Here is an 18,532-nt window from a genome sequence, read left to right on the forward strand (position 1 = left end):
TCCGTCCCGCCCGGACTCACCCCCATGAACGGGAGCACCCTCCCCGGAACCGGCGACGACGAGTCGCCCGACAGAGTGGTGCTCCACGTGGACCAAGATTGCTTCTACGCCTCCTGCGAACGCCTGCGGGAGCCCGAACTCCGGGGCGAACCGGTCGTCGTCGGCATGGGGTACGAGGCGGGCGAGACCATCGGCGCCGTCGCGACTGCCTCCTACGAGGCCCGGGCGTACGGCGTCGACTCCGCCCAGCCCATCTCGCAGGCCGTCGAGCGACTGCCCCCCGTGGAGCGCCCGGACCTCGGCTCCGCCGAGGACGACCGCGGCCACTACCGCCCGGTGGACATGGAGTTCTACCAGTCGGTCGCGAGCGAGGTGAAGGAGATCCTGCACGACTGCGCCGAGACGGTGCGGGAGGTGAGCATCGACGAGGCGTACCTCGACGTGACCGACCGCACGTCGTGGGAGCGTGTCGACGCGCCGGCGCGGGCCTCCGGCGCCGCCGAGCAGCGCACCCTCGCGGAGGGGTTCGCGCGCCACGTCCGCGAGCGCATCGCCCGCGAGGTGGGCGTGCCCGCGAGCGTCGGCGTCGCGCCGAACATGGCGACCGCGAAGATCGCCAGCGATCACGACAAGCCGGACGGGCTGACCGTCGTCCCCCCGGGGACTGTCGCGGAGTTCCTCGCGCCGCTGCCCGTCGAGGAGATCCACGGCGTCGGCCCGGTGCGGGCGGGCGAACTCCGCGACATGGGGATCGAGACCGCCGGCGACCTCGCGGCTGCGGACCCGGGCCACCTGCAGGACCGCTTCGGCGACCGTGGGGTGGAGCTCCACGAGCGCGCTCGGGGGAACGACGACCGCGAGGTGACGCCCACGGGGCTGCCCAAGAGTCTCTCCCGGGAGTCCTCCTTCTCGGAAGCCACCGACGACGCCGAAGCGATGCGGGAGAAGGTCCGCGCGCTCGCGGCCGCCGTCGCGGAGCGCGCGCGGTCGAAGGACGCCCTCTACCGAACGATCGGGATCAAAGCCGTCACGACGCCGTACGACGTGAACACCCGCGCCGAGTCGCTCTCTGGCCCCGTCGACGACCCCGACCTGGTGGCGGAGACCGCGCTCTCGCTACTCACGGAGTTCGAGGACGAACCGGTCCGCAAGCTCGGCGTCCGCGTGTCGAATCTGAGCTTCACGGCGGGCGAGCAGGCCAGCCTCGACGGGTTCGACGCCGTCGCCGACGGGAGCGGGGCGGACGCCGACGACCCCACGGTCGAGCGGGAGGACGCACCCGCGGCGGAGGAGCGCTCGGGCCAGTTCTCGCTCGGGGAGTTCGAGTGACCGTCGGAAACCCTATGTGGGCCGAGTGGGTCTGTTACGACGACCAGCGCGACCGCCTCGGTCGCACACCGTGCCGCTCGGCCGGCCTCGCCTGCCGGCACGGCGGCGACGCCACCACCATGACCGACGACATCGACCACGACGACCGCGCGGAGGCCGAGCACACCGTCTCGCTCCCGCTCATCGACACGTTCGCCGCGCTGGAGGCCGAACTCGACGCGAAGGCCGACCGGATCGAGCGCCTCGAGAGCGAACTCGACCGAACCTACCTCGATCCCGGCGAGGGCGAGCCCGGAGCCGTCGATGCGGACGAGACGGACGACGAGGCGGCACCCAGAACGCACGAGGACTGGGAGCCGGCGACCGACCCGCTCGACGACACCGGCACCGTGGCCGGCGACGCCGATCACGAGGGTGTGACACCCAGCGTCGAGACGACGGTCGAGGGAGCCGACCGCGAGGAGCCGACAGTCGCCGCCGGGACGGGGAGCGAGCAGTCGACGGCTGTCGACACCGCCCGGGAGTCCGGGCTTTCGCCCGTCAGGACGGCGTCCACCGACGACGGTGGAGCGACTGTAGAGCCGGACGAGCAGCCTGCCGAGGACGGGGAGTTCGGCGTCACGATGGAGTCCTCGACGAACCTGACGGGCGGGTCGCTCGGCAGTTCGGCATCGAGCGGCGGTTCGGGGTCGGCGCCGGACGGACCTGACTCGGAGAACGAATCGATCCCCGACCCGACGGCCGATCGCGGCGAACGCCTCAGCCTGCTCGTCCGGCGCGCGGAGCTGCGGGACGAGGGCGAGGTCGTGGAGGCGTTCGTCGAGGGGATCGACGCGCTCGACGACGTGACCTGGGAGATGCTCGCTCACTACCGCGAGGTCGGGGAGGCCGCGCCGGTCGACGCCCACGTCGCCGCCGGCGGGTCGGGCAAGCGCCAGTACGCCTACGCGCGCAACCGCACGCTGCGGAAGGCGGGCGTAATCGAACACGGCGGTGCCGGCCGGTACCGCTACGCGCTACCCGACCTCGTCGCGGAGGCGTTCGACGGCAACGCCGCCGAGGAGGCGGTGTCCGACGCGGTCGACGCGATCGAGGCCGCGACAGACCTCGCATGAGGGCGCTGCCCGAGACCGGCGAAGGGCGCTGGCGGCTCGACCGCCACGCCCGGCTGGTGGTGTACGAAGCCGACGCCGGCGACGAGCTCGTCACCGTCTACGACTGCGGCGCGGCACAGAAACCGCCCTCCGCGCAGTTCATCGGTAACCTCGTCCGAGTGCGTGCGCCCCACGAGGTCGAGCGCTCGCCGACGGGGTACGTCGTCACGCTCCGGGAGGGCGGCACGCTTGTCGAGCAAGGGGAGGACCACTACGTGATCGAGGAACAGTGAGTTCCCGGTTCTGATGAACTCCTCTCCTAGTGAATTGTGGCGTGGCGGGATGCCCAGATAAACTATATAGCTATCGAGGCCACTTATTGCGGACACAGCTTGGACGAGAACGACAACACCGCTCGCAACCAACTTCAGCGCGGGTACGACGTACTCGCGGAGAACGCATCCGACTTGGATCGCGAGAGAAGTCCATGGGGAGACAGTCACTTCCAAGAACACTATTCGTGGCCTGCGACACGGCCGGTCCTACCCGAGCTCGCGGACAGGCGAGTCTTGCTCGCTGGATGCGGGCGCGGCGACTATGTGCCGTGGTTCCACGAGCAAGGGGCAACGGTCGTCGGCGTCGATGCAAGTGAAACCGCAATTCAACAGGCCCGTCAGCGGTTTGGTCAGAAGGCGACCTTCTACCATGCTAACCTGACGAATCCACTCGACTTTGCTGACAGCGATACGTTCGATCTCGTATTCAGTAATTTAGTGCTGAGCCATATCGAGGAGTGGACTCCCGTATTCGAGGAGTTCCACCGAGTTTTGCGGCCACAACAACCGCTCGTCGTGACGACCATCCACCCTCACTATCTCCGCTCAGATACCGAGGTCGAGGAGTACTACACAGTCACGAAGCTGATGAACGACTGGCCCGACGTTGAGATTCCGACGTACTATCGACCGATGAATGCAGTCATCACACCGTTTATCGAGGCTGGCTTTCAGCTTGAGACGGTCGACGAGCCCCAACCACAAGACGCATTCGCGGAGCACCATCCGGAGCGGTACCAAGACGCATTACGCCAGCCAGATCTTCTCGTTATCCGAGCACAAGTGGACTGAGAGAGCACACATACTTACCGGCTGTTCCGAACTGACCGCCAAACGAAGAGATCGCACGCCGCGCTACTGACACTCAGAGCGGCTCGACCAGATCGCGCAGCACCGCCTCGGGATCGTCCGCGAGCGCGACCCCTGACGCCAGCAGCACGCCGTCGGCGCCCAGATCCCGCGCGGCCGCTACGTCTTCGCCCGTCGCGATCCCCGCACCACAGAAAACCTCGACATCCTCGTCGACCCCGCTCGCGGCTTCCACGGCGTCGCGAACAATGTCCGGATTCGCCGTCGCGACGGACTCGTCGCCGCCGATGAGTTCCGGCGGTTCGACCGCGACCGCGTCGGGACCGAGCGCCGCCGCGGCCGCGATCTGGTCGGGGTTGTTCGCACAGACAACCGTCTCCAGGCTCGCGTTCTCGGCGGCGGCGAGGCTGGCGTCGATGTCGGCGAGTTTCAGGCGCTTCTCGGAGTGGTTCAGCAGCGTTCCGACCGCGCCGGTCGTCGCGACGGCGTCGGCGTGGGTGCTCCCGGTGTGGCTGCCGTGATCGACGGGGCTGACGTGCTGGGCCCACGTCTCCACGCCCGTGGCGGCGACGGCGCCCAGACGGGCGGCCTGGGGTGCGACCGCGATCCGGGCGCCGGTCTCGTCGGCGACGTCGGCCGCCGCTGACGCGACGGCGACGGGGTCGCAGTCGTACGCTTTGAGGTTGACGAGTACGAACACGTCGGGAGGCGGGCCCCGACCGGCAAATAGGTAGGCGGTTCGACGGCGGGCGTGGCGACGTTACTCGCCCTTGCGCTCGACGACGTCGCCGAGCGTCTGGGTCATCGAGGAGTCGGTCTCCCAGTCCGACGTGTCGTCGTCGGAGCCTTCCGCCAGCGAGACGTCGAGGCGCTTCTCGAGTTTCTTGCGTACCTCGTCGCTGGGGAGCACGTCCCCGCGTTCGAGCTTGCTGATCAGCGAAGCCTTCTCGTTGAGCTCCTTCGCCAGGTCCTCGCGGCTCAGCCCCTCGCGCTCGCGGGCCGCCCGGATCTGCTCGTCGTAGTCGCCCGCGATCTCGTCCATCTGGTCGAACATGTCGCGGCGGCGACCGCCACCGCCGCCGCTACTGCTCCCGCCGCTCGTGGAGGACGAGGAGGAGTCGTCCGAGGAGGACGTCGAGTACTTCGTCGACGTGGTCGACGTCGACTCGGTCTCGACGGTCGTGCCGAAGTCCTTGCAGTCGTCGCAGAGTTCGAGCTCCGCACCCTCGACTTTCGTCGTGGTGAGCGAGGACTTCTCCGCGCCGCACATCTCACACTGGGCCATACCCTAGGTAGCGCGTCGGACAGTAAAAAGGAACCGGCGGTCCCATCGGGCGGACAGTCCCGCCGTGCGTACACTTTTGACGCACAGCCCCAACGTCCCGACGATGAAGCTGTTCATCTCGGCGGACATGGAGGGGATCACCGGCGTCGCCACCCCCGAGGACGTCGTCAAGGGCGAACCGGAGTACGAACGCGGCGTGGACAACCTCCACGGCGACGTGAACGCGGCGGTCGAGGGCGCGGTCGCAGGCGGCGCCGACGAGGTGCTCGTCAACGACGCCCACTCGACGATGCGGAACCTCGACCGCGACCGCCTCGACGAGCGTGCCGCCCTGATCCGGGGGAACTCGAAGCCGCGGTCGATGATGCAGGGGCTGACGGGGGCGTTCGACGCCGCGCTGTTCGTCGGCTACCACGCGAAAGCCGGGACCGCCGAGGCGGTGCTCAACCACACGGTGTACGGGGAGCTGCTGCAGTCGCTCCACGTCGAGGGGCAGGAAGTGGGCGAGATGGGCTGGAACGCCCGTCTCGCGGGCGCGCTCGGCGTTCCGGTCGGCCTCGTCACCGGCGACGACGCGACGGTCACCGAGGCCGACGCGGAGCTTCCGGACGCGGAGACGGTCGCGGTCAAGGAGGCGGTCGACCGCTTCAGCGCCCGGTGTCGCCCCGGAGCCGAGACGCGGCCGGAGATCCGCGAAGCGAGCGAACGGGCCGTCGAACGCGCCGGTTCTGGGGAGCTCTCGACCGTGACGGCCGACGAGCCGACGACGATCACGGCCCGCTGGACGACGACGAACGCGGCGGCCAACGCCGCCCGGAAGCCCGAGGTGCGGCGCGAGGGCGGGCGCGAAACCGCGATAACCGCGGAGAACTACCCCGACGCGTTCGACGCCTCGATGGGGATGCTCCGCGCCGGCGCCGCCGGGCGGAACGAGCACTACGGGTGAACGGTCACACTACGAGTGAGCGATCACACCCCGGTCGAGCGGTCACTCCTCGACGCGACAGCGCAGGAACGGCCACTCGCCGTCGTCGAGTTCGCTCCGGACGCCGTAGCGCTCGACGACCGTCAGCCCCGCCGCCTCCAGCAGGCGTTCGGTCTCCTCGATCGCGGGGAACGACCACGCCATCCCCTCGCCGGAGTCCAGCCAGTCGTCGTTCTCGCCGGCCCAGTCGTCGCCGATACTGAACAGGAACTCCCCGTCCCGGCGCAGCACCCGTTCGACCTCGGCGTAGCAGTCGGCGTGGTCCGCGATCGGCAGGTGGATCACCGAGTAAAAGGCCGTGACCGCGTCGAAGCTGTCGGCCGCGAACGGGAGCGCCGTCATCTCCCCCGAGACGAGGTCGGCGTCGACGCGCTCGCGGGCGAGCCGGAGCTGCTCGCCCGAGAAGTCCAGCCCCACCGCGCGCTCGGCCGGGAGGAACTGCAGCGGCCCCTCACCGGCGCCACAGCCCAGGTCAAGCAGTCGTGGGTCCGCGGGCAGCGACTCCCGGAGGTCGACCAACCCCTCGTTGTCGGCGGGGTCGCCCGTCCGGTCGGCGTCGTACTCGTCGGCCATCCCGTCGTACCCCGTCCGAACCGTCGATCGCTGCTCGTCCACGCTCGTAGCGTGAACCCCGGGGGTGAAACGCGTTCCGCCTCCTCGTGAACATATCTCACGGTCGAACTATCAGATCTCGGATCTGGAACGTACGTTTATTGAGGAGGGCTCACGAACGACGGGTGTGACGCCGCCCCGGGAGTCGCCGTTCGCCGACCGTCGCGTTCTCGTTCTCGGGAACGGCGACAGAGCCGCGGCGCTCGTCGACAGCCTCGCTGCCGACGGGATCGAGGCGACGCGGGCGGAGTCGACTCCCGAGGCACTCGCGACGCTCGACGCGGTCGAGGTGGCGCTGCTGGTCGTGATCGACGGGATCGAGGGCCGCCCCGCCGACGTGTTCGGCGCCGCCGCGCGCCGCGGCCACCAGCTCCCCGGCGTGTTCGTCGGCTCGAAAGCCAGACAGCTCCCGCCGGGGGTCGAACAGGCGCCCGCGGGCGCCGACGCCGCCGCGGCGGTGATCCGCCAGCGCCTGCTCGCGGCGAGTGCGGCGGACGCGGAGCCGGCAGTCGAACACGACCCGCTGGCCGCCTACGGCGACACGGTCTCTCACGAGCTCCGGAACCACCTGAGTGCGGCCCGTCTCGCGGTCGACTCGCTGGAGGGGCCGACGGTCGAACAGGCACGGAACGCGCTCGATCGACTGGAGGGGCTGGCCCGCGAGGCGGAGGCGATCGCCGGCGGCGATATCGAGCCGAACGAGCAGGTGTCGCTCGCGACGGTCGGGGAGGACGCCGCCGGCCGCGTTCGCGCGCCCGAGGCGTCGATCCGCGTCGGGGCCGACGGGACGGTCCGGGCCGACCCGGAGCTGTTGACGCTGCTGCTCGAGAACTTGATCCGCAACTCGGCCGAACACGGCGGCGAGGGCGTGACCGTCCGCGTGATCGACACCGACGCCGGCTTCGCGGTCGTCGACGACGGCCCGGGGTTCGGCGACGCCGACCCGTTCGAGTGGGGGTACTCCACCGACGACGGGCAGGGTGCCGGGCTCGGGATCGTCCAGCGGATCGCCGACGCCCACGGCTGGGAGATCCGTGCGGCGAACGACGACGGCGCGCGGGTCGAACTCGAAACTTAGTCGTCCGCCTCGGCGGCGGCCTGACAGCTCTCCATCCACTCGTTTGCCCACGACTCGATCTCGTCGAACACGGGCGCGAGCGACTCACCTTTCCCCGTCAGCGAGTAGTACGTCGCGACCGGCGCGTCCTCCTCCAGCCGGCGCTCGACGAACCCGGACTCCTGGAGATCGTCGAGCACACGCGAGAGCGTGCGGGCGTTCGCCTCGGTCGAGCGCTTGAGCTCGTTGAACCGCTTCTCGCCCTCGGTCAGGTCGTGGAGCACGACCAGCCGCCACTGGGAGCCGATCTGTTCGACCGCGTCGACGACCGGACAGACTTCCGTCGCCTGCCCCTCCGTCGATCCGTCCTCTGTCGCCGTTCCGGGCTCCTCCATATCGGTGGACATCTGTTACCCGGTTGTGCGCCGACAGTGATAACGGCTTCCCCGGAACTATCAGACCTTTGAAAACGCTCGCTGAACGGCGGTATAGAGAGCCAAACAAAGTCACCGAGGTCCGCTTGTCCGTTCGAACGATGAGCTACGAGGCGTATCTGAACGACCGGAACGTGATCCTCACCGTCGCGCCGACCGGAGGCGTTCACGGAAAGGACAAGAACCAGAACCTCCCCGAACAGCCCGAGGAGATCGCCGAACAGGTCGCCGCCTGCGAGGAGCTCGGCGCGTCGATCTGTCATCTCCACGCCCGCGACGAGCACGGCGAGAACGACGCGGGCCGGATCCAGGAGGTGAACGACGCGGTCCGGGAGCGGTGTGACGACATCGTCATCCAGAACACGACAGGCGGGCAGAGCACCTACGACGCCCGCGTCCAGGGGATCAGAACCGACCCCGCACCCGACATGGCGAGCCTCGACATGGGGCCGTTCAACCGCGGGCAGCACATCATCACCGAACACACCCGCAACAACATCGACCAGCTGGCCGCGGAGATGCGAAAGAAGGGGATCAAACCCGAACTCGAGTGTTTCAACAACGGCCACATCAACGAGGTGTACCGGCTGATCGAACGCGACGCGCTGGAGGAGCCGTACTACTTCAACCTCGTGTTCGGCCACGGGACGTTCACGCCGCCGACGCCGGAGAACGTCCTCAACCTCGTTTCGAACCTCCCGGAGAGCTCCGAGTTCAACCTCCTCGCGGTCGGGCGCCACCAGCTCCCGCTGACGACGCTGTCGATGATTCTCGGCGGCCACGTCCGCGTCGGGATGGAGGACAACCTCTACTACCGGAAGAGCGAGCCGGTCCAGTCGAACGCCCAGCTGGTCGATCGAACCGCCCGCATCGCCGACCTGCTGGAGGCCGACCTCGCGACGCCAGCCGAGACCCGCGAACGCCTCGGCATCGAGTAGGGCCAGGCGCTGGCTAACATAGTGTCCGGCGGTCGTCGGTGGGATCGATGACGTGCCCCTACCTCGACTACCGGCGCAGCGACGAGGATCACGAGTTCGACCACGACCGCCCCTACTGCACCGTCGCCGAGGAGTTCGTCTCGCCGATGAAAGCCGACATCTGTAACGACCGCCACGAGTTCGATCACACGAGCGACTGCGAGACGTACCCCGACGAGCAAGCGTCGGAGGAGAAAGAGAGCGGAAGCGAGGCGATCCGAGCCGACGCCTCCGAGTAGGTACGCGGGTGGTAACGAAGGTGGCGTCCGCCACACTCCGGCGTATGGCTCTCGAGACAGCGGAGGAGTACACCGTTCGCTGGTTCGACCCCGCGGACCGCGAGCCGTTCCTCGACCTCTACACTGACACGTTCGGCGGGGGGAGCGACGAGTGGTTCCAGTGGAAGTACGTCGACACCCCCCGCGTCGCCCACGTCCCGATCCTCGTCGCGACCGCCGACGGCGAGTTCGCCGGCGCCCGCGCACAGGTGCCGTTCCTGATGCGAGCCGGTGACGAAACCGCCCTCGCGATGCGCTTTGGCGACACGATGGTCCACCCCGACCACCGCCGTCACGGCGTGTTCAGCCGGCTGACCGAGCGCGCGCTCGACCACTACGGCGAGATGCCGGTGCAGTTCTGCTACAACGTCCCGAACGACCTCTCGCGGTCGGGGTTCCTGAAAGCAGGCGGCGAGATCGTCGCGAACCTCCCGTCGTTCTACCGCGTCCAGCAGCCGGGCGCGCTCGCGGCCGGCACCGACCTCCCGATCACGATCGCGGCGCGGGCAGCCGCACCCGCCGTACGCGCGTACCTCCGTGGCCGCGACCAGCTCGCGTCGGTCCCCGAGGGTGTGAACGTGGTCGAGCACGCCGAGATCCCCGTCCCGCTGCTCGCCCGGCTCTACCGGCGCGGTCGTCCGTCGTCGGTCCACGCCGTCCGCGACGAGCCGTTCCTCGAGTGGCGCTACCACAACCCCGACTGGGAGTACCGGGCGTTCTCGGCGGGCAGCGGCGGCCGGACCGACGCAGCGATCGTCACCGGCACCCGGACCGACGAGGACGGCGTGACCACGACGCACGTCGTGGACGTGCTCCCGCTCGCGTCGTCGGATCGGCGGGACACGGCGCTCCGTTCGCTGCTCGCGGCGATCACGAGTGCGTTCCGAGACTCGGACCTGCTCGCGTACTGTGGGACGGCGATCCCGCGGTCGCTCCTCGCGGCCCACGGGTTCCAGTCCGACGGCCGGCTCCCGCTCTCGCAGGTGACTTCGCCGACGAAGCTGGTCGCCTACGACGTCGGCGACGGCGACTGGTCGGTCGGCGGGGTCGACGTCGCCGACCCGCGGGGCTGGGCGCTGTCCGACGTCGAACTCGACGCGCGGTAGATGGGCGATCCCCGGCACGGTTAGTCGGCGCCGTGGTCGGGGCAGTCGGGGCATAACGAACCCGTTCCCGTGAAAGCTCGCGACCATGAGCGACGCCGGCGACACGACCGTCGTCCCCGTTCGACAGCCCGGACCCCGATCGACTCGCCGTTCCGAGGTGAACACTCGTGGGTGACGTGGTCGTCTCGATCGACGCGGAGCTGGCCTGGGGGTACCACGACCTCCCGACCGCGCCCGACCGCATCGACCACGCACGGGAGGGGTGGCACGCCACGCTCAGCCTCCTGGCGAAACACGACGTTCCGGCGACGTGGGGGATCGTCGGCCACCTCCTGCTCGACGAGTGCGACGGGAGCCACGAGGACCACCCGCTCGGACCGTCGTGGTTCTCCTGTTCCGCCGGCCGCGCGACGGTCGACGACGACTGGCACGCGCCGAAGCTGGTCGAGGCCGTGCGGTCGTCCGAGCAGGACCACGAACTCGCGTCCCACAGCTTCTCACACGTCGTGATGGACGTCGACGGGGTCACGCGGGCCGTGGCGGACGCGGAGATCGAGAAGTCGATAGCGACGGCCGAGCGCCGTGGTCTCGACTTCGAGAGCTTCATCTTCCCTCGGAACGGCATCGCTCACCGGGACGTGCTCGCGGATCGCGCGGTGCGCTGCTACCGCGGGTGGCCGCCGGATCGCTGGTACGACGAGTCACTGGCCCGCCCGCTGGTGAAGCTCGCGGACTGGTCACGGCTCGGCACCGCGCCGCCGATCGTCACACCGACCGTCGACGAACACGGGCTCGTGAACGTGCCGGCGTCGCTGTACCTGTTCAGCTTCGAGGGGCCGGCACGGCGCGTGGCGCGACTTCTCGGCCGCAGTCCGATCGTCTCGGCCGCCAAACGCGGTATCGACGAGGCGGTCGGCGCCGACGGCGTGTTCCATCTCTGGTTCCACCCGCACAACCTCCTCCAGCCCGACGGCGTGGAGCGACTCGACGCCGTGCTCGAACACGTGGCCCGGCGACGAGAGGAGACCGACCTCACGGTGCGGACGATGGGCGAGGTCGCCGCCGGCGTGCTGGGCGAACGTGGGGCTGAGCGGTCCGCTCACCCACCGACGGATTAGCCGTCGTCGTTGCCGAGCGACCGCGAGTTCGAGCCCGTCGACGGCGACGCCGTCCGACGGATTAGCCGTCGCCGTTGCCGAGCCCTGCGAGGTCGGGGTGGCCGCGATGGGCTGCCGGGATCTGTTCACCACGGACGACGGCGTCCCGGACGGCCTGCCAGCGTCGGTGGCGGTGCAACACGCGCACTGGAACGCTGTCGAGGCCGAGCAGCTTCACGATCGACAGGCGGTTGCGGCCGTCGGCGAACAGCAGCTCGCCGTCCCGGCCGACGTTCACCGCGATCTCGTTTTTGAACCGCTCGGTTTTCAGATCCCGTCGCCCCTCGCCGCCGCGCTCGCCCCTGATGGGGTCGTCGCCCCCGGAACCGCGGAGCTCCGCCTGCGTCCGGTAGCCCCCCTCGACGATCCGCTCGTACAGGCGGTCGAGCCGCGCACAGCGCTCGTCGAACTCCTCCCTCGTTCGGCAGCCCCAACGCGGTTGGCCGGATTCGATCTCGTCGACGACGCGGTCGTAGAACGCGGTCTCCCGCCACGGAACCCCCTGCTCGAAGTGGCGTTCGTACGCCCGGAACACGTCCATCGCCGCGAAGCGGTCGTCGGTTCGATCCCAGTCGCCGCCGCGGACGACGCCGGCGTCCTTGAACTTCGGTCCCGGAAGCGGGACGACGCGCTCGATCCTCGCGGGGTCGACCTCGATCAGCCGGTAGGGGTCCGGCGGCGCCGCGTACCGGAGCCGGTTCCGGATCCATCTGGCCCGGACGTACGCCCGTGCGTAGCCGTCACGGGCCCGCAGGAGTGCGGACTCCCAGTAGGGGTGGCGGTCGACGAGCCGCTGCCCGACGCGCCTGAGCGTGGCGTCGAGCGAGTGGAACGAGGTGCTCATTCCCGCCCTCCCCCGCCACGACTGACCGCGGCCTCGTTTCGCCCGGTGGCTGTTCCCCCGATCCTGCCGACGGCGCTGGAACGCATCGGCGCGATATCCGGCCGTCCGGGGGTTAGTTATGGAGCGGTTACGCCGGACCCGGGGTCGGTCGATCGGAGGGAACCGCTGTACACTGCGGTTGTGGCATGGGGAGGCACGACACGAAAAGGCATATATCGCCCGCGGCGCCTACCCCGCTCTATGAGCGCAGACCGGGCCCCGCTCCGGCGGGCCCTGGAGCGCGGCGAGGAGGAGGGTGGCCCGATCGAGTTCAAGACGCGGCTCACCCGCGACACGCATCTCGCGGACGGTCGGATGGAGTCGCTGGCTGCCCAGCTCCGCCACCGCGTGCTCTCCGGTGACGGTGAGGCGACGTACGTCGTCGGCGTCGACGACGACGGCGCGATAGCGGGGATCTCCCCCGACGCCTTCTCGGAGTCGATGGACGTCCTCTCGCTGCTGGCCGACGAGGCCGACGCCCACATCGAGGACGTGGAGACGTGGGGGATCGACGGCGGCGACGGCGAGGGGCTCGTCGGCGTCGCGACGCTCCGCGAGGGCGCGATGCTCGACCGCGAGGACGACGAACACGTCGTCGTCGGCACGGCGGGCCACGTCGATCACGGGAAGTCGACGCTCGTCGGCACGCTCGTCACCGGCGAGCGCGACGACGGGGAGGGCGGTACCCGCTCGTTCCTCGACGTCCAGCCCCACGAGGTCGAACGCGGGCTCTCGGCGGACCTCTCCTACGCGGTGTACGGGTTCGACGACGACGGGCCGGTTCGGATGGACAACCCCCACCGCAAGAGCGACCGCGCCCGGGTGGTCCAGGAGGCCGAGCGCCTCGTCAGCTTCGTCGACACCGTCGGTCACGAGCCCTGGCTCCGCACCACGATCCGCGGGCTGGTGGGCCAGAAGCTCGACTACGGGCTGCTCGCGGTCGCGGCCGACGACGGGCCGACCAAGACCACCCGCGAACACCTCGGCATCCTGCTCGCGACCGAACTCCCGACGATGGTCGCGATCACCAAGACTGACGCCGTGAGCGACGAGCGCGTCGAGGACGTCGAGGACGAGGTGGAGGCGATGCTCCGGGAGGTCGGCGAGACCCCCCTGCCCGTCGAACGTCACGGGATCGACGCCGCGATCGAGGAGATCGGGACGGTCGTGCCGATCCTCCGGACGAGCGCGGTCGCTGGCGACGGGCTCGACGATCTGGACACGCTGTTCGAGGCGCTGCCCAAGCGGGAGTCCGACGCCGACGCGCCGTTCCGGATGTACGTCGACCGCTCCTACAACGTCACCGGCGTCGGTGCCGTCGCCTCGGGGACGATCAACGCCGGCAGCGTCGAGGCGGGCGACGAACTCCTGCTCGGGCCGATGGCCGACGGGAGCTTCCGGGACGTGGAAGTCAGGTCGATCGAGATGCACTACCACCGCGTGGATCAGGCCAGCGCGGGCCGGATCGTCGGCATCGCGCTCAAAGGCGTCGAGGAGAGCGAGATCGAACGCGGGATGGCACTCCTCCCCCGCGACGCCGACCCCGAGCCGGTCCGGGAGTTCGAGGCCGAGGTGGTCGTGCTGAACCATCCGACCAAGATCGGCGACGGGTACGAGCCGGTCGTCCACCTCGAAACCGTGAGCGAGGCCGCGATCTTCAGCCCCGAGGGCGGTCGGCTGCTCCCCGGCGACAACGGGAACACGACGGTCCGGTTCAAGTTCCGCCCCTACCTCGTCGAGGAGGGGCAGCGCTTCGTGTTCCGCGAGGGGCGGAGCAAGGGCGTGGGGACGGTCAGATCGATAGATACGTAGCCCGAACCCTTTTCGCGCCGGCAGTCGACGGCCGAAGGGATATGGAGTCGACCGCGAGGCGCCGGCTGGCGCTGTTCGTGACCGGCGTGTTGCTCGCCGTGACCGTCACGACGCTCGTCCAGTTCCTGCTGGTGGGCGAGGCGGTCGTCGGTGCTGGGCCGTACGCCGTCGCGGTCGGGGTCGGAGTCGCGATGCCGCTGCTGCTCGCCGGCGCCTACCCGCTGACGAGCGTCGACGACCGACGGACGCGGGCGGTGCTGGCGGTCGCCGAGAGCGCGCTGGGGATCGGGGTCGGTGTCGGCGCGGTCGCCGTGGTGCTCACGGTCGACGCCGGCGAGATGCTCGCGGTCGGCGTCGGCGCGGCCGCGGCGTATCTGGGCGGCGTCGCGGCGCGCGCGCTCGTGCTCGGCCGGGAGGCGGCCGACGAGTCGACCGTTAGGTGATCGTTTCGCCCGCCACGTAGCCGCTGTTCCGCCGCTCGGCCAGATCCAGCAGCACCAGCCAGTCGAGCAGTCGCTCGGTCCGATCGGTCCAGTGGTCGACCCACTGCCGGCGGCGCTCGCGCTCCCAGCCCGGCACCGTCTCGCGGAGGCGGTCGAACACGTCCTCGGCGCCGAGTGGGTCGTCAGCTGCTCGGAGCACCTCGAGCGTCTCGCTCGCGCCGAACACCCGATCGCGGAACGACTCCCGGACGTTCTCGGGCGTGGGATCGCGATCAGTGCGCTTGAACCCCGAGTCGGTTTCCACGGCCAGCTCCAGCGCGCGGAGGAACGTGAGCCACGTCCGCGCGACGTCGCGGCTCTCGTACCCCTCGCGGCGCATCAGGCGGGCACAGCAGTCGTTCTCCGAGCCCGGAACGAGCGGCACCGCCGACTGCGCCGCCGCCACGGCGTCAAGGTCGGCGGGCGGCTCGGGCAGCGGTTTGAGTCGCACGGCCTAGAAGCCGAAGCTCTCGGCCAGCAGCGCCTCGTTCCGCTCGCCGAAGCGGTACGTCGGGCCGTCGGCCACGTCGACGGTGACCGCCGCGGGACCGAACACCGACGCCGGCAGCGCCTCGAAGTCCCAGTCGTGGGCTTCGAAGATGTCGGCGAACGGCTCGTCGAACTCCGCGCCGGCGTCGGAGCTGATCGACGCGAACGCGTCCTCGTCGTCGCGGGCGACGGTGAGGTGGACCTCGCCGCCGTAGGCGAGCGCGTCGTTCGTGCGGGCCATCGCCTCGCTCTCGTCGTACCCCACCGGCGCGACGGGCGCCGTGCCGGAGACCGAGAGCACGTCGTCCGGGTCGTAGCCCGCCTCGAACAGCTGCCAGACGGCCGTCTCCGGCGCGCGCGCCCCGGCGGCGACGCTGCCCGCGATGGAGCCGAGCGCGAACGTCGGCAGGAACACGCCGCTCTCCTCGACGCCCGCGAGATCGGCGACGTGGGCGGCGATCTGCTCGTCCGGGAGTTCGATGCTCTCGACGGCGAGCACGGTCAGATCGAACTCGTCGTAGTAGCCCACGGCCTCGAACTCCGACTCCTCGCCCACCAGCGCGCGGGCCGGGCCGGAACCCAGTCCGTCGAACACGTCGAAATCCAGCTCCCAGCCCGCCTTCTGCGAGCACAGCAGCGCGACGCCGGGGTGGTCGGTCGACAGTTCGACGTGGGGGACGGGCGCGCCGTCGACGCGGCCCATCCGGGTCGTGACCGTCGACAGCCCCGCCGTCTGGATCTCCGCGAGCAGCACGCCCGCCTCGACCCCGCCGTCGGCCTCGACGCCGAAGTCCAGCACGGTCGCGCCCGAGTCGAGTTCGTAGGGCGCGACGTTGAGCTCGTCGGCGAAATCGAGCGCCTCGTCGACCAGCTCGACCGCCATCCGGTTGATACTCTCCATACGCCTTACTCCCGCGTCACCGCGTAAAGGGGTTTTCAGTCGACGGCCGGCGCGGCCGGGTCAGCGCTCCCGTTTAGCCTCCCTCCCCAACGCCTCCTCAACCGACTCCACTTTCGACGCCGCGTCGGCGTCGCTCGTCCGTTTGTCGTCGATCTTCAGGAACGTGCTCACGCGGTCGCCGTCGACGGCCTCGTGGGCGGCCTGTGCGGCCGCGAACAGCTCGTCGATCGTCTCGGCCTCGATGGTGGTCCCCATCGGGGTGGTCTCGTAGCTGACGTCGAACTCGTCGAGCGCGGCGACGGCCTTCGCCACTTCGGGACCCATCGACTCGTCGGTCGCCGGTGCGACGGAGAGGAACGCGACGACAGTCATGGGTGCCCCTTGGGTCCGGCGACCCTTCGCTCTACCGGCGACCGGAACGCTGACGGCGGCGGCCGCCGACGCGCCAGCCATGAGCGACAGTGTCGACGTTCCCGCCGACGCCGCGGCGGTCGCGGGACGCTATCACCGTCTCGAGCGGCTGGTCAGCGGCGGCGTCGCCGTCGGAATCGCGCTCGCCGGTGCGGCGGCGTTCCTGCTCCTCCCGCCGCTGTGGGCGCTGGTGCCGATCGTCGCGCTGGTCGTGCTGGCTCGCGCGCCCGTGTTCCGCTCCGGCGGGCGTGCACGCCTGCGAACCGACGCCGATCCCGCGTCGGTCCGGGAGGCGTTCGCGGGGGCGACGCCGCCGCCGCTGGCGCTCCAGTGGGGGATCGCCGACGACGTACGGACGGTCGAGGGCGGCGTCGTGTACGATCTCTCCTACCTGTTCGGCCTCCGGACCGTCGAGCTACGCGTCGAGGCCGAGGTGGTCGAGAACGTCACGGAGCCGGACCGCGTGGAACTGACGGCGACGGTCGACGGCCAGCCGTGGGGCACGTACACCGCCTGGGTCGAACCCGTCGAGGGCGGAACGGGCATCACGGTCGAGGTGCAGTCGGACCGGAAGTTCGGCCTCCGGCGGATCCCGCAGTACCTGATCGTCCGGCGCTACCGCGACGCCGCGATCGAGGCGCAGGGGTACGAGGTGGTCGAGCGGTCGTTCTCGCTGTCGACGTAGCTACTCCAGCACGCCGCACCGAGAGCGACTGCCGAGTCGAAGGGAGCGGTATATAGCGGCCTGTTCGTGAACGCTTCTCAATCCCGCCGAACGGGGTGCTGTAGAGTTATTATTTCGCTAGATACTCCTATTATAAACTGCTTTACTCGTTCACTCCCCCGAAACAGTTGATGGCACCCGACCCCGAGGCAGGGCGAGTATCGCGACGGAAGTTCATCGTGACCACCGGCGCCGCGGGCGCGGCGGCGGTCGCTGGCTGTTCCGGCGGCGGCGGCACGGAGACCGAAGCGAACGAGTCGGGCGGCGGAAGTGGCGGCGGCGGTGGCGGCAGCAACGAGGACAACGGCAGTTCGAACGATTCCGGCGGGCTGGATACCTCGGTGCTGACGGGCGACGGCTCCTCGACGGTGTTCCCGATCACGAACACCGCAGCGAGCTACTGGAACTCCAACCCCGAGGCCGGCGACGGCGACTACTGGCCCACCGAGTGGGCCGATGAGTACGGCACCGACATGCGGCTCGCGGACTACTTCGCGAGCCAGTACGGCTACGAGCCGACGGGGCAGCGCTCGGTCCCGCCGTTCCGTGTGAGTATCGCGCTGAGCCACTCCGGCACCGGGATCGAGGGCGTGATGGAGGGTCGCGTCGACATCGGCGACTCCAGCGCGCCCGCCGCGGCCGAACTGGCAGGGAGCGATCCATCCGAGGAGACGCTGAACAACTTCGTCGACCACGTTGTCGGCGTCGACGGCCAGCCGATCGTGGTCAGCCGTGAGATCGCCGACGCGGGCGTCGAGAGCATCACCATCGAGGAGCTTCGCCAGATCTACCGACAGGAGATCACCAACTGGAACGAGGTCGGTGGCCCCGACCGCGAGATCCTCGCGCTCGGCCGCGCCGAGGGCTCCGGGACCGACACCGCGTTCCGGAACAACGTCTACGGCGACCCCAACGCGCCGATCAGCCCCGATCAGCGCTTCGGCCAGAACCAACAGCTCCAGCAGGCCGTCGGGCAGGCCAACAACGCGATCGCGTACATCGCGCTGGCGTTCGTCGAGCCCGACGGCGCGACGCCGCCGATCGGCCTCGAGATCGACGGCACGATGTACGAGTACGGGAAGAACCTCGGCTCGCAGGAGTACCCGCTGTCGCGAGACCTCCACGCCTACACCTGGGAGGGAACCTCCCGGAAGGAGGCCGCGTTCATCAACTTCTGTCTGAGCGACTTCGGACAGGAGAACTTCGTCGCCGCGAACAACTACTTCAAGCTCCCGCAGAGCCGCCTCGAGACCCAGCGCGAGAAGGTCGCGGCGTCGAACTACGAGTAGCCCGGCGGCTGACCGCGATCGGCCGCGGCCGACCTTCCACTACCCATTTATAAGCGATACATGCACACATGACACAGCGACT

The 18,532-nt window shown here is 69.7% G+C and carries 22 protein-coding genes; 14 read left to right on the top strand and 8 right to left on the bottom strand.

Annotated elements, in window-relative coordinates:
* The first annotated feature begins 24 nt into the window (after positions 1-24).
* The 4 genes from dinB (at position 25) to B4589_RS01390 (ending at position 3,550) form a co-directional block, all read left to right on the top strand.
* The gene (gene dinB, locus B4589_RS01375; RefSeq protein WP_079232573.1) at positions 25-1,329 is read left to right on the top strand and encodes a DNA polymerase IV; all 1,305 of its coding nucleotides are present in this window, start codon (positions 25-27) and stop codon (positions 1,327-1,329) included.
* A complete protein-coding gene (locus B4589_RS01380) occupies positions 1,326-2,444 on the top strand; it encodes a hypothetical protein (RefSeq protein ID WP_143414248.1) in 1,119 nt (372 codons plus the stop codon). The genes dinB and B4589_RS01380 overlap by 4 nt, the downstream gene beginning before the upstream one ends.
* The gene (locus B4589_RS01385) at positions 2,441-2,716 is read left to right on the top strand and encodes a hypothetical protein (RefSeq protein WP_079232575.1); all 276 of its coding nucleotides are present in this window, start codon (positions 2,441-2,443) and stop codon (positions 2,714-2,716) included. Before B4589_RS01380 ends, B4589_RS01385 begins: the two co-directional genes overlap by 4 nt.
* A gap of 99 nt (positions 2,717-2,815) precedes the next feature.
* The gene (locus B4589_RS01390; protein WP_158081126.1) at positions 2,816-3,550 is read left to right on the top strand and encodes a class I SAM-dependent methyltransferase; all 735 of its coding nucleotides are present in this window, start codon (positions 2,816-2,818) and stop codon (positions 3,548-3,550) included.
* A gap of 73 nt (positions 3,551-3,623) precedes the next feature.
* Here B4589_RS01390 and tpiA read toward each other — a convergent pair whose 3' ends face one another.
* On the bottom strand, positions 3,624-4,268 hold the full coding sequence (gene tpiA, locus B4589_RS01395; RefSeq protein ID WP_079232577.1) for a triose-phosphate isomerase: 645 nt from the start codon (positions 4,266-4,268) through the stop codon (positions 3,624-3,626).
* A gap of 60 nt (positions 4,269-4,328) precedes the next feature.
* Entirely contained in the window at positions 4,329-4,853 is a 525-nt protein-coding gene (locus tag B4589_RS01400; protein WP_079232578.1) for a multiprotein bridging factor aMBF1, read from the bottom strand.
* Positions 4,854-4,956: 103 nt separating this feature from the next.
* Between B4589_RS01400 and B4589_RS01405 the strand changes: the two genes are divergently transcribed.
* The gene (locus B4589_RS01405) at positions 4,957-5,799 is read left to right on the top strand and encodes a M55 family metallopeptidase (protein ID WP_079232579.1); all 843 of its coding nucleotides are present in this window, start codon (positions 4,957-4,959) and stop codon (positions 5,797-5,799) included.
* Positions 5,800-5,841: 42 nt separating this feature from the next.
* On the opposite strand, the gene B4589_RS01410 is transcribed toward B4589_RS01405, so the two are convergent.
* Positions 5,842-6,453, bottom strand: a complete 612-nt coding sequence (locus B4589_RS01410; RefSeq protein ID WP_079232580.1) for a class I SAM-dependent methyltransferase — start codon at positions 6,451-6,453, stop codon at positions 5,842-5,844.
* Between the two features lie 124 nt (positions 6,454-6,577).
* Here B4589_RS01410 and B4589_RS01415 point away from each other — a divergent pair, with 124 nt between their 5' ends.
* Positions 6,578-7,528, top strand: a complete 951-nt coding sequence (locus B4589_RS01415; RefSeq protein ID WP_217920472.1) for a sensor histidine kinase KdpD — start codon at positions 6,578-6,580, stop codon at positions 7,526-7,528.
* On the opposite strand, the gene B4589_RS01420 is transcribed toward B4589_RS01415, so the two are convergent.
* A complete protein-coding gene (locus B4589_RS01420) occupies positions 7,525-7,902 on the bottom strand; it encodes a helix-turn-helix domain-containing protein (RefSeq protein WP_255246155.1) in 378 nt (125 codons plus the stop codon). The two genes, B4589_RS01415 and B4589_RS01420, sit on opposite strands and share 4 nt — an antisense overlap.
* 140 nt (positions 7,903-8,042) lie before the next feature.
* On the opposite strand from B4589_RS01420, the gene B4589_RS01425 reads away from it, so the two are divergent.
* From B4589_RS01425 to B4589_RS01440, 4 genes are all read left to right on the top strand, one after another.
* On the top strand, positions 8,043-8,879 hold the full coding sequence (locus B4589_RS01425) for a 3-keto-5-aminohexanoate cleavage protein (RefSeq protein ID WP_079232583.1): 837 nt from the start codon (positions 8,043-8,045) through the stop codon (positions 8,877-8,879).
* Between the two features lie 47 nt (positions 8,880-8,926).
* Positions 8,927-9,157 carry a hypothetical protein gene (locus B4589_RS01430; protein WP_079232584.1) on the top strand — a complete coding sequence of 77 codons (231 nt, stop codon included), beginning with the start codon at positions 8,927-8,929 and terminating at the stop codon, positions 9,155-9,157.
* A 44-nt stretch (positions 9,158-9,201) separates the two neighbouring features.
* On the top strand, positions 9,202-10,302 hold the full coding sequence (locus B4589_RS01435) for a GNAT family N-acetyltransferase (protein ID WP_079232585.1): 1,101 nt from the start codon (positions 9,202-9,204) through the stop codon (positions 10,300-10,302).
* A 167-nt stretch (positions 10,303-10,469) separates the two neighbouring features.
* Positions 10,470-11,420, top strand: a complete 951-nt coding sequence (locus B4589_RS01440; protein ID WP_079232586.1) for a polysaccharide deacetylase family protein — start codon at positions 10,470-10,472, stop codon at positions 11,418-11,420.
* Positions 11,421-11,481: 61 nt separating this feature from the next.
* Here B4589_RS01440 and B4589_RS01445 read toward each other — a convergent pair whose 3' ends face one another.
* Positions 11,482-12,303 carry a hypothetical protein gene (locus B4589_RS01445; RefSeq protein ID WP_079232587.1) on the bottom strand — a complete coding sequence of 274 codons (822 nt, stop codon included), beginning with the start codon at positions 12,301-12,303 and terminating at the stop codon, positions 11,482-11,484.
* 240 nt (positions 12,304-12,543) lie between these two features.
* Here B4589_RS01445 and B4589_RS01450 point away from each other — a divergent pair, with 240 nt between their 5' ends.
* Positions 12,544-14,154, top strand: a complete 1,611-nt coding sequence (locus B4589_RS01450) for a GTPBP1 family GTP-binding protein (protein ID WP_079232588.1) — start codon at positions 12,544-12,546, stop codon at positions 14,152-14,154.
* A 41-nt stretch (positions 14,155-14,195) separates the two neighbouring features.
* Complete coding sequence (locus tag B4589_RS01455; protein WP_079232589.1) at positions 14,196-14,597, top strand: hypothetical protein; 402 nt, start codon at positions 14,196-14,198, stop codon at positions 14,595-14,597.
* Here B4589_RS01455 and B4589_RS01460 read toward each other — a convergent pair.
* Genes B4589_RS01460 through B4589_RS01470 form a run of 3 tightly spaced genes read right to left on the bottom strand, consistent with a single transcriptional unit; the run spans position 14,590 to position 16,398 of the window.
* Entirely contained in the window at positions 14,590-15,087 is a 498-nt protein-coding gene (locus B4589_RS01460) for a hypothetical protein (protein ID WP_079232590.1), read from the bottom strand. The genes B4589_RS01455 and B4589_RS01460 overlap by 8 nt on opposite strands.
* A gap of 3 nt (positions 15,088-15,090) precedes the next feature.
* Positions 15,091-16,026, bottom strand: a complete 936-nt coding sequence (mch, locus tag B4589_RS01465; RefSeq protein WP_079232591.1) for a methenyltetrahydromethanopterin cyclohydrolase — start codon at positions 16,024-16,026, stop codon at positions 15,091-15,093.
* Positions 16,027-16,086: 60 nt separating this feature from the next.
* Positions 16,087-16,398, bottom strand: a complete 312-nt coding sequence (locus B4589_RS01470; RefSeq protein ID WP_079232592.1) for an MTH1187 family thiamine-binding protein — start codon at positions 16,396-16,398, stop codon at positions 16,087-16,089.
* Positions 16,399-16,477: 79 nt separating this feature from the next.
* On the opposite strand from B4589_RS01470, the gene B4589_RS01475 reads away from it, so the two are divergent.
* Positions 16,478-17,122: a hypothetical protein gene (locus tag B4589_RS01475; RefSeq protein WP_079232593.1), complete on the top strand. Its 645-nt coding sequence runs from the start codon at positions 16,478-16,480 to the stop codon at positions 17,120-17,122.
* A 170-nt stretch (positions 17,123-17,292) separates the two neighbouring features.
* A complete protein-coding gene (locus B4589_RS01480) occupies positions 17,293-18,450 on the top strand; it encodes a PstS family phosphate ABC transporter substrate-binding protein (protein WP_079232594.1) in 1,158 nt (385 codons plus the stop codon).
* Positions 18,451-18,532: the final 82 nt, after the last annotated feature.

Origin of the sequence: Halolamina sp. CBA1230 (genome assembly GCF_002025255.2) — an archaeon.
GTDB lineage: Archaea > Halobacteriota > Halobacteria > Halobacteriales > Haloferacaceae > Halolamina.